General features: G+C 65.2%; 10 protein-coding genes and 1 pseudogene. 3 read left to right on the forward strand and 8 right to left on the reverse strand.

Features of this window, described 5'->3' with window-relative positions; translation table 11 throughout:
* Window positions 1-13: 13 nt before the first annotated feature.
* Entirely contained in the window at window positions 14-952 is a 939-nt protein-coding gene (locus ACE3P0_RS10495; RefSeq protein ID WP_374402561.1) for an NADP-dependent oxidoreductase, read from the reverse strand.
* Window positions 953-1,091: 139 nt separating this feature from the next.
* On the opposite strand from ACE3P0_RS10495, the gene ACE3P0_RS10500 reads away from it, so the two are divergent.
* Complete coding sequence (locus tag ACE3P0_RS10500) at window positions 1,092-2,009, forward strand: LysR family transcriptional regulator (protein ID WP_374402562.1); 918 nt, start codon at window positions 1,092-1,094, stop codon at window positions 2,007-2,009.
* A gap of 21 nt (window positions 2,010-2,030) precedes the next feature.
* On the opposite strand, the gene ACE3P0_RS10505 is transcribed toward ACE3P0_RS10500, so the two are convergent.
* From ACE3P0_RS10505 to katG, 4 genes are all read right to left on the reverse strand, one after another.
* Complete coding sequence (locus ACE3P0_RS10505; RefSeq protein WP_374402563.1) at window positions 2,031-4,418, reverse strand: penicillin-binding protein 1A; 2,388 nt, start codon at window positions 4,416-4,418, stop codon at window positions 2,031-2,033.
* A 218-nt stretch (window positions 4,419-4,636) separates the two neighbouring features.
* Window positions 4,637-5,476, reverse strand: coding sequence for an S-formylglutathione hydrolase (gene fghA, locus ACE3P0_RS10510; protein WP_374402565.1), 840 nt, complete (start codon window positions 5,474-5,476; stop codon window positions 4,637-4,639).
* Window positions 5,476-6,585 carry an S-(hydroxymethyl)glutathione dehydrogenase/class III alcohol dehydrogenase gene (locus ACE3P0_RS10515; RefSeq protein WP_374402566.1) on the reverse strand — a complete coding sequence of 370 codons (1,110 nt, stop codon included), beginning with the start codon at window positions 6,583-6,585 and terminating at the stop codon, window positions 5,476-5,478. The genes fghA and ACE3P0_RS10515 overlap by 1 nt, the downstream gene beginning before the upstream one ends.
* 201 nt (window positions 6,586-6,786) lie before the next feature.
* Window positions 6,787-8,991, reverse strand: a complete 2,205-nt coding sequence (gene katG, locus ACE3P0_RS10520) for a catalase/peroxidase HPI (protein ID WP_374402567.1) — start codon at window positions 8,989-8,991, stop codon at window positions 6,787-6,789.
* A gap of 323 nt (window positions 8,992-9,314) precedes the next feature.
* On the opposite strand from katG, the gene ACE3P0_RS10525 reads away from it, so the two are divergent.
* Window positions 9,315-10,205 (forward strand): SPFH domain-containing protein, encoded by an 891-nt coding sequence (locus ACE3P0_RS10525; protein WP_374402568.1) that lies wholly within the window; start codon window positions 9,315-9,317, stop codon window positions 10,203-10,205.
* Between the two features lie 3 nt (window positions 10,206-10,208).
* Window positions 10,209-10,421, forward strand: a complete 213-nt coding sequence (locus ACE3P0_RS10530; protein ID WP_374402569.1) for a hypothetical protein — start codon at window positions 10,209-10,211, stop codon at window positions 10,419-10,421.
* A 931-nt stretch (window positions 10,422-11,352) separates the two neighbouring features.
* Here ACE3P0_RS10530 and ACE3P0_RS10535 read toward each other — a convergent pair.
* From ACE3P0_RS10535 to yjjJ, 3 genes and pseudogenes are all read right to left on the reverse strand, one after another.
* The gene (locus tag ACE3P0_RS10535; RefSeq protein ID WP_374402570.1) at window positions 11,353-12,117 is read right to left on the reverse strand and encodes a hypothetical protein; all 765 of its coding nucleotides are present in this window, start codon (window positions 12,115-12,117) and stop codon (window positions 11,353-11,355) included.
* A gap of 633 nt (window positions 12,118-12,750) precedes the next feature.
* Window positions 12,751-12,984: pseudogene (locus ACE3P0_RS10540) on the reverse strand (hypothetical protein); the annotation flags it as partial.
* Between the two features lie 89 nt (window positions 12,985-13,073).
* Window positions 13,074-14,441 (reverse strand): type II toxin-antitoxin system HipA family toxin YjjJ, encoded by a 1,368-nt coding sequence (gene yjjJ, locus ACE3P0_RS10545; RefSeq protein WP_374402571.1) that lies wholly within the window; start codon window positions 14,439-14,441, stop codon window positions 13,074-13,076.
* Window positions 14,442-14,630: the final 189 nt, after the last annotated feature.

The raw sequence follows: 14,630 nt of genomic DNA on the forward strand, positions 1-14,630 counted from the left end.
CGCGCTGAATTACTCAGCTGACCTGGATCACGATCTTGCCGCGTGCGCGGCCGGTTTCGCTGCGGGTGTGCGCGGCGCGGATTTCGCTCAGCGGGAACATGCTGTCGATCACCACGCGCAGCTTGCCGGCGTCGGCGAGCTGGCCGATCTCCGCCAGCTGTGCGCCGTTCGGCTGCACGAAGCAGAAGAACGGGGTGACACCGTGCTGCGCGGCGAGCGCGGCATCCACCGGGCTGGCGATCGTGACAATGCGGCCGCCCTTGCGCAGCGTGGCGAGCGACTTCAGCTGGATCTCGCCACCGAGGGTGTCAAACACCACGTCGAGGTCGCGCAGGGTGCTGAAATCCTGCTTGGTGTAGTCGATCACCTCGTCGGCACCGAGCGACTTCACCAGCTCGACGTTGGCGGTGGAGGTGGTGGTAATCACATGCGCACCACGCACTTTGGCGAGCTGGATCGCGAAGTTGCCCACGCCGCCGGCGCCGGCGTGGATCAGCACCCGCTCGCCGGCTTGCAGCTGCGCCATCTCGAACAGCGACTGCCAGGCGGTGAGCGCGACCAGCGGCACGGCAGCGGCTTCCTGCCAGTTCAGCGATGCCGGCTTGCGGGCGATTTCGGATGCGCGCACCGCGATGTACTCGGCGTAGCTGCCATCGCGGACGATGTCGGGGCGCGCGAAGACCGCATCGCCGATCTGCCAGCCGCTGACTTGCGTACCCACGGCAACAATCTCGCCGGCGAAGTCCCAGCCCAGCGTCAGCGGCAGTTGGTGCGGCAACATGTCCTTCAGGTAGCCCTTGCGGATCTTCCAGTCCACCGGGTTCACGCTTGCGGCGTGGATGCGGACCAGCACATCGTCCGGCCCCGGCTGCGGCACCGGGCGTTGTTCGAGCGAAATCACGTCGGCATCGCCGTAGTTGTGGATCACGGCGGCGAGGTGGGTGCTGTTCATGGTCGTTTCCTTGCAAATGGGGTTCGATGTGGTGCCAGCATAGGCTCAGCCCCGGCGCTTGATAAGCGGGTCGCGACGCACTAGATTGTTTCCTTCATGGAAACAAAAGCGCCCACCACCTGCGCCTGCATGGATCGCAATGCCCATTCCCTTTGAACGCATCCCCGGCCTCCTGCTGTTTGCCCGCGTGGCGCGCAGCGGCAGTTTCTCAAGCGCGGCACAGGCCTTGGGCTTGAGCCGATCGGCCGTGAGCAAGCAGGTCGCCGCCTTCGAGGCGCAGATCGGCGGCCGACTGATCCAGCGCACCACGCGCAAGCTGGAACTGACCGAACTGGGCGACGAGATCCTGCGCGAAGCGCAGCGCGTCGAAACCGCCCTCGAGGCAATCGAAGACCTCAGCGCCGAGCACGCGCAGCAGGTGCGCGGCAAGCTGCGCGTCAGCTGCTCGGCCACTGCCGGGCGCGAGTTGCTGGTGCCGCTGCTGCCCGAGTTCCACCGCCGCTACCCGGAACTGGAGCTGGAGTTGGGCCTCGAAGACCGCTTCGTCGATCTGGTTGCCGAGCGTGTCGATGTCGCGATCCGCATCGGCCATCTGCCGGATTCTTCGCTCGTCGCGCGGCGGCTCGGCGAGCTCGCGTGGGCGCTGGTCGCCAGCCCGGATTATCTGGCGCGCCGCGGTACGCCGACACGCCCGGAAGACCTCGCCGGCCACGCCTGCCTCTTCTACAGCAACGGCAAACACCGGCTCGACAACTGGGGCTTCGTGGTCGGCGGCGAAGTGCAGCGCTATGCGGTGCAAGGCCCGCTGGTGATCAACGATGCCTCGGCCCTGGTGAGCGCCGCGATCGGCGGCATGGGCGTGCTGCTGATCGACCAGGCGCTGGTTCGTGCGCCAGTTGCCGCCGGCCTGCTGACGCCCTTGCTGCCCAACTTCCCGCCCGCGCCGGGCTTTCCGGTCTACGCGGTCTATCCGGCACGCGAACACCTGCCGGCGCGCACGCAGGCCTTCGTCGATTTCCTCGGCGAACGCTTCGCGCCCTTGTTGCGGGAAACCTAGCGCGCTGAACGCCGATGCCGCTTAGTTTGCGGGCATCGATTGCGGGGCTGCGGGCAAGGTCTCGGCAGGCGCCACGGGCGCCGACGCGGCTGTCGGCGGCACCGGCGCACTGGCACTGGTGGCGGGTTCGACCGCCGGCGGCACTTCAGCCATTGGCGCCTCGGCGGCAGGGGCTGATGCGTCGCTCGCAGGGGGCTCGCTTTGCGCGGCCGGTGGTTCCGGCGGGCGCGGCCGCGGTGCGGAGGCCTCTGTTTCGGGGGCCTCGCCGAACAGCGATTGATACCACGCGTGCAGGCGGCCGCTGAGGGTGGCGTCCTGAGCGCGCACGAAGCGCGCGTTGGTGTCGATCAGGCGGGCGTTCTGCGCGCGCGAGAAGAAGTCGCCGACCATCGGCAGCGCGCTGTGTGCGCCCTGGCCCCAGTAGTTGCTGCGCAGCGTGATGCGCGCGTCGTTGAAGCCGACCCAGGCGCCCGCCACCAGCTGCGGGTGCATCAGGATGAACCAGCCGTCGGTGTTGTCCTGCGTGGTGCCGGTTTTGCCGGCGAGGTCACCGCGCACGCCGAAGCGGCCGCGGATCGCGCTGCCGGTGCCGCGCTGCACGACGCCGCGCATCGCGTCGAGCAGGGTGTCTTCAGCCTCTGCGGAAATCGCGCGCTCGGGGTCCGCCGGGCGGAACTCTTCCAGCACTTCGCCCTTGCGGTTCTCGATGCGCAGCACCATTGCCGGCGCGAGGTAATGGCCGGCGTTCGCGATGGTGGCATAAGCGCTGACCATTTCGTACAGCGTCACCGGGCTGGTACCGAGCGCCAGCGAGGGCACCTCGTCGAGCTTGCTCTCGCGCACGCCCATCGCGCGCGCGAGCTTGGCGACGCGCGCGGGGCCGACCTGCTGCATCACCTGGGCGGTGATGCGGTTGCGCGATAGCGCGAGCGCCGTGGCCAGCGTCATCGGCTCGCCGGTGGGCGGTTCGGCGTCGTCCGGTTCCCACACCTCGCCGCCCGGCAGCGGTATCTGCACCGGGGCGTCGACGAAGGTGTCATCCGGCTTTGCGCCATGCTCGAAGGCGGCACCGTAGACGAAGGGCTTGAAGGTGGAGCCGGGTTGGCGGCGCGCCTGCCGCACATGGTCGTAGGCGTCGACCGCGAAATCGCGACTACCGACCCACGCGAGGACCGCGCCGCTGCGCGGATCGATCGCAAGGAAGCCCGCTTCGATGCGCGTTTTCTCGTCGCGTAGCTGCCGCATGAAGTCGGTGTCACGCAGCAGGCGCTTGAGCGCCTCGTCTGCCGATTCGCCGGCCGCGGTGGCTTCGGCAAAGGCCGTGCTGTCGCGCACCAGCGCTTCAACGGTGCGATTGCCGGCGCGCCACTGGCCGCCCCATGCGCCGTTGGCGATACCCTGCAGGGCGCGCGTGCGTTGCTCCACTGCGCGCGCCGCAAAGCCCTGCAGGCGCGAATCGATGGTGGTGCGCACAACCAACCCATCGGTGTAGATGTTGTAGTCGTGCTGGTCGGCCCAGTCGATCAACCAACGCTTCAACTGCACGGTGAAGTGGGGGGCGTCGCCGGGTTCGGCCGACTGCCGTTCGAAGTCCAGCTTTAGCGGCCGTTTCGCGAGTGCTTCGAAACGTTGGGCGGAGAGCTTGTCCTGCTTGGCCATCAAGGCCAGCACTACGTTGCGCCGCTCGCGCGCACGGTCCGGGTTCAGCACCGGGTTGTAGTAGCTGGTGCCCTTCAGCATGCCGATCAGCGTCGCGCTCTCGGATATATCCAGCTCGCGCGCCGGCTTGCCGAAGTAGGTGCGCGCCGCCATGTCGATGCCGTAGGCGTTGTAGAGGAAGGGCACCGTGTTGAGGTAGGTCTCGAGGATCTGCTGCTTTGAATACAGCGCCTCGATCTTCAGCGCCGTGATCGCTTCCTTGAGCTTGCGCGTGATGTTCTGACGGCGTCCGATCTCTTCAGGGAACAGGTTGCGCGCAAGCTGTTGCGTGATCGTGGAGCCCCCCTGCGTATCGCCTTGCAGCGTGGCCAGCGTCGCGCCGATCAGGCGGCGGAAGTCGATGCCGTGGTGGTCGTAGAAGCGCTTGTCCTCGGTCGCGATCAGCGCGTCGATCACGCGCGGCGAAATCGCATCCAGCGGCACCCAGTCGCGGTTGCCGCGCTTGAACTCGGCGAGCGGCTTGCCATCGGCCGACAGCACCTGCGTCGGTGCTTCCTCGCGCGCCTTGCGGATATCCGAGATGCCCGGTGTGAAGGGAATCAGCACCAGCACCCACGCGAGCAGCAGCGCGGGCGGAATCGCGAGCGCGATCAGCACATCGCGGCGGCTTGGGTGGCGCAGGCGTTGCCACAGGGCGCCGAGCGCGGATTTCAACCAGGGCAGGAACGGAGTCGGCAAATGTGGGGGCACGATGTCGGCAGTATCGGGAAGGCCCGCGCATTATGCGCGGGCTGGCGGGCGGAGCTGCCCGTACACCGTCAACGGCGAAGCGCCGCAGCCGGCAGAACGTGAAGCGGCATCCGGCGTCGGAGTCGAAGGGCGGCAGGGCGCCAGGCTGCGCGTGCGTAGGGGCCACCGGCCGTGCCGCCCTTGCCGCGCGGGTTCGGTCGCGAGACGCCCCGAAACATTCAGACCAGGTTCTCCGCGTGATGGCGCAGGTGATCTTCCATCAGGCTTGCGATGAAGTAGTAACCATGGTCGTAGCCGGCGTGGCGCCGCAGCTCCAACGCCTGCCCGTGAGCGATGGCGGCATGCTCCAGCGTTTCGGGGCGAAGCTGTTCGTGAATGAATTTGTCGTCGGTTCCCTGATCGATCAGGATGCGCCCCGGAAAACGGCGGTGCGCCAGCAGCGCGCTGGCATCGTGTGCCAGCCATTGCTCGCGCTCGTCTCCCAGGTAGCGGCTGAAGGCTTTCTCGCCCCACGGGCACTGGCTGGGCGCGCCGATCGGCGCGAAGGCCGAGAGCGAGCGATAGCGGCCCGGGTTGCGCAGCGCCAGTACCAGCGCGCCGTGTCCGCCCATCGAATGGCCGAAGAGGCCGCAACGTGAGAGCTCGGCCGGGAAGTGTTCGCCAATCAGCGCGGGCAACTCGTGCACCACATAGCTCTCCATGCGGAAGCGCTCGCGCCACGGCGCTTCGGTCGCATCGAGATAGAAGCCCGCACCTTCGCCGAACTCCCAATCGCCGGTCGCGCCCGCGATACCGGTGTCGCGCGGGCTGGTGTCCGGCGCGACGAGCATCAGGCCCAACTCCGCTGCGACGCGCTGCGCACCGGCCTTGATCGCGAAAGTCTCTTCCGTGCAGGTGAGCCCGGCGAGGTAGAAGAGCACCGGCACCTTGCCGTGCGCGGCCTGTGGCGGCGTGAACACCGAGAAGCGCATCGCGCCCGAGGTCTCGCGCGATTCGTGGCGGTAGAACGCCTGCGTGCCACCAAAACAGCGGTGCGAAGACAGCAACTCGGGCGCCATCAATAGACCACCACGCTGCGAATTGATTCGCCGCGGTGCATCAGGTCGAAGCCTTCGTTGATGCGCTCCAGCGGCAGGATGTGCGTGATCAGCGGATCGATCTGCACCCGACCTTCCATGTACCAGTCCACGATGCGTGGCACATCAGTGCGCCCGCGCGCGCCACCGAAGGCGCTGCCGCGCCAGTTGCGGCCCGTCACCAGCTGGAAGGGGCGGGTGCTGATCTCCTCCCCCGCGCCGGCGACGCCGATGATCACGCTGGTGCCCCAGCCCTTGTGGCAACACTCCAGCGCCTGGCGCATCACCTTGGTGTTGCCGATGCACTCGAAGCTGTAGTCCGCGCCACCACCGGTAAGCGAGACGAGATAGGCAACAAGGTCGCCATCGACCTCACCCGGATTGACGAAGTGCGTCATGCCGAACTGTTCGGCGAGCGCGCGCCGCGCCGGGTTGATGTCCACCCCGACGATCATGCCGGCGCCCGCCATGCGCGCACCCTGAATCACGTTGAGTCCGATACCGCCCAGCCCGAACACCACAACCTTGGCGCCCGGCTCCACCTTGGCCGTGAAGATCACTGCACCAATGCCCGTGGTGACGCCGCAGCCGATGTAGCAAACCTTGTCGAAAGGCGCGTCCTCGCGGATCTTCGCCAGCGCGATCTCGGGCAGCACCGTGTAGTTGGCGAAGGTCGAACAACCCATGTAGTGGTAGAGCGGCTTGCCGCCGATCGAGAAGCGGCTGGTGCCGTCCGGCATCAGTCCGCGGCCCTGGGTGGAACGGATCGCCTGGCAGAGGTTGGTCTTCGGGTTGAGGCAATACTCACATTCGCGACATTCCGGCGTGTAGAGCGGAATCACGTGATCGCCCTTCTTCAGGTGTCGCACGCCCGGCCCCACATCTACCACCACGCCCGCGCCTTCATGCCCGAGGATCGTCGGGAACAGCCCCTCCGGGTCCGCGCCGGAAAGGGTGTATGCATCCGTATGGCAGATCCCGGTGGCCTTCACCTCCACCAGCACTTCGCCCGCACGCGGCCCCTCCAGATCCACTTCCTCGATCACCAGCGGTGCGCCCGCCTGATATGCAACGGCTGCCCTGACCTTCATTTGCCTGCCCCCTCGGATGCGACAACTGCGGTGGATGGACGAGTACGCCTGTTCGATCAGTGTAGTAGCCGCGGCGCATGTCAGCAGCGCGATCGTTTTTGCTGCGTGCGCACCAAACGCCCTGCGGCGCGTGAATGCAAAACGCCCACCTTTCTGTGGGCGTTCTTCTGGCGACGTGGCGCAGCCTGCGCGCCAGAGCACTCACTTCAGATCAAACCGATCCAGGTTCATCACCTTCACCCACGCGGCGACGAAGTCGCGCACGAACTTCTCGCCCGCATCGCTCTGCGCATACACCTCGGCCAGCGCGCGCAGCTGCGAGTTGGAGCCGAACACCAGATCCACCCGGGTGCCGGTCCACTTCACGGCGCCGGTGCGGCGGTCGCGGCCTTCGAAGCGCTGGGCGTTCTCATCCATCGGATGCCACACCGTGCCCATATCGAGCAGGTGGGTGAAGAAGTCGTTGCTGAGCTGGCCGGGGCGCTGCGTGAACACGCCGTCCTTCGCGCCGCCGTAGTTCGCGCCGAGCACCCGCAGGCCGCCGACGAGCACCGTCATCTCGGGAGCAGAGAGCGTCAGCAGTTGCGCCTTGTCGACCAGCAGTTCCTCGGCCGGAACGCGGTACTGCGCCTTCTGGTAGTTGCGGAAGCCATCGGCCTGCGGCTCCAGCGGTTCGAACGATGCGGCGTCGGTCTGCGCTTCGGTGGCATCCATGCGGCCCGGTGCGAAGGGCACTTCAATCGCATGGCCGGCGGCCCTGGCGGCGACTTCCACCGCGGCGGAACCGGCCAGCACGATCAGGTCGGCGAGCGAGACTCGTTTGCCACCGCTCGCTGCCGCGTTGAAGTCACGCTGGATGCCTTCGAGCACACCGAGCACCTTCGCCAGCTGCGCCGGCTGGTTCGCTTCCCAGTCCTTCTGCGGGGCAAGGCGGATACGCGCACCGTTGGCGCCGCCGCGCTTGTCCGAGCCACGGAAGCTCGCCGCCGACGACCAGGCGGTGTAGACCAGCTCGGCCGTCGTCAGGCCCGAGGCGAGGATCTTCGCCTTCAGCGCTGCCACGTCCGCGGCGTCGACCAGCGGGTGATCCACGGCCGGAATCGGGTCTTGCCAGATCAGGTCCTCACTCGGCACTTCCGGCCCGAGGTAACGGCCCTTCGGCCCCATGTCGCGGTGGGTCAGCTTGAACCAGGCGCGGGCGAAGGCGTCGGCGAACGCGGCCGGGTCTTGGTGGAAGCGGCGCGAGATCTTCTCGTAGATCGGGTCGAAGCGCAGCGACAGGTCGGCCGTGGTCATCATCGGCGGATGCTTCTTGGCCGGGTCGTGCGCATCCGGAATCATGTGCTCCGGCTTCACGTTCTTCGCCACCCACTGGTGCGCGCCGGCCGGGCTCTTCGTCAGTTCCCACTCGTAGCCGAAGAGCATGTCGAAGTAGCCGTTGTCCCAGGTGGTGGGGTTGGGCTTCCAGGCACCTTCGATGCCGCTGGTGGTGGTGTGCACACCCTTGCCAGTGCCGAGCTTGTTGATCCAGCCAAAGCCCTGCGCTTCGATCGGTGCGGCTTCCGGGGCGGGGCCCACTAGCGCCGGGTCACCCGCGCCGTGCGCCTTGCCAAACGTGTGGCCGCCGGCGACCAGCGCCACCGTCTCTTCGTCGTTCATCGCCATGCGGGCGAAGGTCTCGCGCACATCGCGGCCGCTCGCCACCGGGTCCGGCTTGCCGTCCGGCCCTTCCGGGTTCACATAGATCAGGCCCATCTGCACCGCGGCGAGCGGGTTGGCCAGTTCGCGGTTGCCGGAGTAGCGGCTGTTCGGCTTGTCCGACGTGGCGAGCCATTCCTTCTCCGCGCCCCAGTAGATGTCCTCTTCCGGCTGCCAGATGTCCGCGCGGCCGCCGCCGAAACCGAAGGTCTTGAAGCCCATCGATTCGAGCGCGACGTTGCCGGCCAGGATCATCAGATCCGCCCACGAGAGCTTGTTGCCGTACTTCTGCTTGATCGGCCACAGCAGCCGACGCGCCTTGTCCAGGTTGCCGTTGTCCGGCCAGCTGTTGATCGGCGCGAAGCGCTGGTTGCCGGTGCCCGCACCACCACGGCCGTCTGCCGTGCGGTAGGTGCCGGCGCTGTGCCAGGCCATGCGGATGAACAGGCCGCCGTAGTGGCCCCAGTCCGCCGGCCACCAGTCCTGCGAGTCGGTCATCAGCGCCTTGAGGTCCGCCTTCAGCGCGGCGTAGTCGATCGACTTGAACGCCTTGGCGTAGTCGAAGCCCGCGTCCATCGGGTTCGAGGCCGGCGCGTGCTGATGCAGGATCGAAAGGTTCAACTGGTTCGGCCACCAGTCGCGGTTGGATTGGCGGGCGGGCGTGGTGCGGGAGCCGTGGCCGAAGGGGCATTTCTGTTCGCTGCTCATGGTCGCTGTCTCCGTGTAAGCCGATGAGTGGGTCTGGCTTTGAAGCGTAGATGCCAGCCCATCGGATGACCATTGAATTGCGGCGATGATTGCGATTGATACAACCTATCGAGCTCGCGAGTTTCGATAATCACCGTGACAGCGTTCCGTTTGGCACAGGGCCGGCGAGGCCGCCGTCCGCCGGCCGGGTGCGGTAAGTGCAGTAGCGGGGCGCTGATCAAGCGCACGGAAGACCCCTGCCCACATCGAGGCGCGCATCCCGCAGCTTGACAAGCGCAATGCTGGATACCAAAGTGATATCACTTTCTTGCGATGAGGATGTCATGCAAGCCACCAACGATGCCCAAGTTGAACGCGCCGCCTTCTCGGCCAACGGTTACCTCGCAGTGCTCATCGGCCTTGCTGCCATCGGCTGGCTGATTACCCAGTTCGCGGGGGCCGAGGCGCAGGTGCAGCCCACCACCGTCGGCCTCTGCGTGTTGGTCATCGCCCTGTGTTTCGGTGGTCTCTACATGCTGCAGCCGAACGAGGGCGCCGCGTTGCAGCTCTTCGGCGCCTACGTCGGCACCGACCGGAAGAGCGGCTTGCGCTGGACGATCCCGCTCTTCACCCGCCGCCGCATCTCGCTGCGCGTGCGCAACTTTCTGTCGGACAAGCTCAAGGTGAACGACGAACGCGGCAACCCGATCGAGATCGCCGCCGCCATCGTCTGGCGCGTCGACGACACCGCCCGCGCGCTGTTCAACGTGGATGACTACGACGCCTTCGTCCGCATCCAGAGCGAAGCCGCGCTGCGCGAAATCGCCAGCAGCCACCCCTACGACAGCATCGAGGCCGAAGGCGTGCCGGCTGCGCGCACCCTGCGCGGCGGTTCGGACCTGATCGCCGAAGTCCTCGCCCACAAGCTCAACGAACGCCTCGGCCCGGTCGGCCTGCTGGTCGAAGAAACGCGCCTCACGCATCTGGCCTACGCGCCCGAAATCGCCAACGCCATGCTGCGCCGCCAGCAGGCCGAAGCGGTGATCGCCGCACGTCGCAAGATCGTCGACAGCGCCGTCGGCATGGTGGAACTCGCGCTCAACGCCCTCTCCGAGCGCCGCGTGGTGGAACTGGACGACGAACGCAAGGCCGCCATGGTCAGCAACCTGCTCGTCGTGCTGTGCAGCGAGCAAGAGGTCAAGCCCGTCGTCAACAGCGGCACGCTCTACCCCTAAGGCATGGCCTCACCCGGCAAAAAATCCTTCCCGCTGCGCATCGACCCCGCCGTGTGGGAGGCCCTCGCGCGCCTCGCCGGCGCCGAAATGCGCAGCGTGAACGCCCAGATCGAATACCTGCTGCGCGAATCGCTCGCGCGGCGCGGCATCAAGCTCAAGGAAGACGAATCACCCGATGCGCCGGGAGATCAGGAGCGCAGCGAAGCACCCCGGTAGCCCGAATGCAACGGTGTGCGCGGCGTCAAGCCCCGCGTTCCGGCCACGGCTTCTAATCGGGGCCGCAGGTTCAGCAGGTCACCCGCAGTACTGTGCCCGGTGAGCACAGTCGTCATTCTTTGAGGCGCCCTGGCGCCCGCATTCGCGTGAAGCTTGGCCGCATCGAAGAGATCCACCCGCACCACTGCACCGCGCTGGTGCCGCCCGCAGTGAAGCTCCTGCGTGAGGTGCCCGCGCTCTGCGGGCGACTCGGGGCAGCTCTACGAGGTAAACAGCTAGCGGCGCCTTGCGGGGCCTCGCATCGGGCGGTGCCAGGGACTCGTGGCAGCCCCGTAGCCCGGATGCAGCGCTGCGGAATCCGGTCCCGTGGTGCGTGTAACGAGAGCCCTGGATTCCGGCTCGCACCTCCATCCAGGCTACATCAAGCGCTCGCCGAAGCCGTCAGCGGGCAAAGGTCTGTCGATGCCTCAACTTGGCGTCAGCTGCCATGTTCGATGAAGCGGCGAATCGAGGATTGCCGCCAGTCTGCCGCACGTGTAGTGGATGTAATCGAAATGTCGGGTGAGATCTTCTTAGCGAATCGTTTGTGCTAAGAAGCGCCTCTACCACACGTATGCCTAGCGGCGAGTTGTTAGATACACGTGCCGCCCCAGCGCGCACGAAGCCCGCTTTGATCACCCGTGTCTGCGTCACATCGGCCACTGCCGTGCGCAATGGATCAAATTCTCGCACCAGCAGATCAGATGCGCGATCCGTTCGAGCGATACCGAAAAATCCACCTGCAACGTAGTTTTGGCGATACAGAACGTTGGTGTTCCGCTGAGCCGGAGTCGAAGCGGCCAGGCACAGCTCGGATGGAGCGCAGCGGAATCCAGAACTTGCGGCGAGCGTGACGCAGCCAATTTATCTACTGCGTGAAGCCTGGAGAAAACTAACTTAGTGCTTCAGCTTCAGCCGACCATTCATACGGAGGATCTCCGAGCGGAATCAATATGTTCTCCGGAAGTAAAGGACGTCTCATCAGCTTGTTTTTAACGATGAGCCTCTCGATTTCTTGGCGAGCCTCCGCGTTGGTATTTGCACCTGCTCTTGTGTAGACATCTTCCACTCGCAATGGGCGCCCGACTGTAGCGAATAGATCCAGAATTCGTTCTTGCAACGCGGACTCAGGCCCTTCAAGCTCATCGAGCCTTCGTTTGAGGGTTGTCACCTCTCTCTGGCTTTCCTGAATTCTCTTTTCGAGGCGAGTTTTCTCATGATTTAGAGTATCAATGTCTCGCTTGAATCTCTCCTCAAGATCGAGCATTTCTCGTCTGTGCCGGCGAACTTCAGCTTCCGTAAGCAGTTCGCCCTCGGCGGCCTCTTTGCGCAGATCGTTTTGTTTCTTCTTTTGATAGAGTACAAACTTCAATACGTACTCTGTCGGGAAAGGCAGTACGTAGATGTACGTCAGAGCAGACAGCAGCGGAAATAGAAAACCTTTGAAAATTATGGATTCAGCATCGGGAAAGCAAATTCTATCAATCCACTCGAATGTTACTGTTGCCTTGGTTTCCGAGAACAAGAGAACGAAGAACTTGTAGTTCCACAATGACCAAGCGATTGCGAAGCTGCTTATGAGGGGGTTCGACAGTCGATCAAGAAGCGAATCCTTTGTCGCGTCCATGATCTCCTTGGCGGTTTCCAATTGGCTCATTATAGTTTCCGTTTGTCATAAATTCCCCGCCAGGCTCTTTGACTACAAGGTTGCCGTGGGCCGCGAATTTGAAAAATAAGTGCAACGCGGTCTGAATTAGGAGGGCGAACTGGGATGCTGCCTGCATCCATTAAAAAGATGCAGCGATGAATAGGTGCCACCAGTTCACCCATCAAGAACGATACAGCATCACCGGGTTGTTGCGGATTGGCTGCACGCAAGCGGAGATAGCGCGTCGCTTGGGGCGCTTGCAGCGCGATCAGCCGAGAACTCAGACGCAACGTCACGACAAATGATGGTAGCTATCGCGCGCAGAAGGCCCTCCAGTATCCCCAAGCGCGTAGGCGACGTGTGCGCTAAGTCTTGGTACAGCGCGCGGCTTTGGGCTCAGGTCGAGGCGCACCTGCAGCAGAAATGGAGTCTCGAGCAGATCAGTGCCGTGTTGCGCCAAGAAGACCTCTGTCGCGTGAGGCACGAGGACAAGCAAGGGGACGACTCGCTGTACGAGCACACGCGGACCATGCCCAAGCAGCGGCGCAAGCGATACCACAGCAAGGATTCGCGTGGGGTCTTGAGCGGCAAGCGATACATCAGCACGCGTGACGCTGCGATCAACGAGCGGCGCGAAATGGGTTACTGCGACGGCGACACCGTCATCGGCTCGGACACGAACCACTGCATTTTGACGCTACCGGAAAGAAATCCAAGGTTCGCGCTTTCTTCACCGAATCGCTTCTTCTTGTCTTCTACGTATTCCTCGTAGTTACCGTTGAAGAAGGTCCATTGCGAGTCGCCTTCGGCGACGAGGATATGGGTGGCGATGCAGTCGAGGAAGCAGCGGCCGTGCGAGGTTGTGAGCACATAGCCGGAAGCGACCCCAATCGGATTTTGGAGCGTACGGAGTATCGGCGCTCAAGGCGCCCGATGCGCAATCGACCAAAGTCGCGGCGCGCCGCTCAAGCCAGTGGCAGTTTCAAGCTTTCAAGGCTCGCCAGGGCAGCGTGCGCCGCATTGCGGAGAGGTTCGTCGATACGCTGATCGGTCGCAACGCTTTCCCAATAGGCGCTAGCTGCCAGCAAGGCCACCCGCCATGCATCAAGCGCCGGCGGCGTGCCGATGAGCGGCGCCGGGAGCGTGGCGGGTACTTCGCCTGAGGCGCGCGGGGCCAGCGCCATGGGCAGCATGTCGTAGGCGGGCGCGAGTTCAAGCACTGGACTGCCGGGATGCAGGAATGCGAGGTTGCCGGCGTGCATGTCGGTGTTGCCGATCAGGCGCCCGAAGGCCCACAGGCGGTTGGCATCGTGCTGCGCGGCGGCGGTGATGCGGCCCTGCGCGGCGAGCGCCGCTGTGATGATCGGCCATGGGCGATTGGCCTGGCCAACGAAGGCGGCGTCGAGCGCGGCGAGCGAAACGACACCGCAGCGACCGAGGCGCGGGTGTTGGGCGTTCGTGGCCGGCACGCGGTCGAAGCGTTCGACTTCGAGGAAGGTCTGCCCGCCGAACTGATGCAGGCGGCTGTGGCTGGCTGGTAAGCCGAATTCAGCGAGCGTCTGCAAGGCCAGGCGTTCGGCGACCAGCAGGCTGGCCCATCGGCGTGCGACCGGGTTGTCGGCGGCGCTGCTGAACTTGATCAGAACCGCCTTCCGTCGCCCGGCCTCTTCGACGATGGCGGCGAACTTGGGCTGCTCGCCGCCGGCCGAGGAACCGGGCAGTTCGCCCGCCAGCGCAGCGGCCGCGAGCGCGGGGTAGCGGTTTGCGCGTTCGTCGCCCCGCACCAATTCTCCCTCCACTTCCGATTGCGGCGTGCCGAGGTAGCGCGAGAGCGCTGCATCGCCAACCAGCAGGTTGCCGATCCAGTCGTCGCCAACGGTCGCCAGCGCGGCCAGCACCTCGTCATCGCCCCATTCGCGCAGTTCCGCCGGCAAGTGCAGCGAGGCGGCTTCGCGCCGCGCAAACGCACGGCCGAGAAAGCCCTGTGGTCGCATGTCCTGCAGCCACCACGGCAGGCCCTCGAAGTGCTCCGCCTCGCCGTATTCGGTAAAGCTGACCAGATAGCCCGACGGCGCGACCGGCTCAAGCCAGCCCACTGCGGAGACGCGCGCATCCGCTTCGACGCGGTGGATCGGGAAGCGCGTCTGCCCCGCCACGGCGCGCCGCAATGCGTAGGCCGTTGCGCGAGCCTTGCCGTAGCGGATGACCCGCGCGCCAGCAGCTGCAACCGCGCGCGACAGCGTCGGCCGGCTGACACCCAGGCGCGCGCAAAGCGCCGAGGCAGAGAGCGGGCCGGACGAAAGCGCGGCGATCAGGTTGGTGGCGTCAGTCACGATGCGTGAAACGATTTGTGAAACGATACTTTGCCTGCGACGCCGACCGGGCGCAAGACGGATGCGCCTTTAAAAGCCGGTCTTTACGACCCATTCGCGGTGATTGTGGCTCGCGGATGGAAGCTCAGATGGGATAGCGCTGAAACGATAAAAAAGCCCGCTGTCTGCGGGCTTTTTTGTGGGATTGCC

Source organism: Niveibacterium sp. (genome assembly GCF_041909475.1).
Lineage (GTDB): Bacteria > Pseudomonadota > Gammaproteobacteria > Burkholderiales > Rhodocyclaceae > Niveibacterium.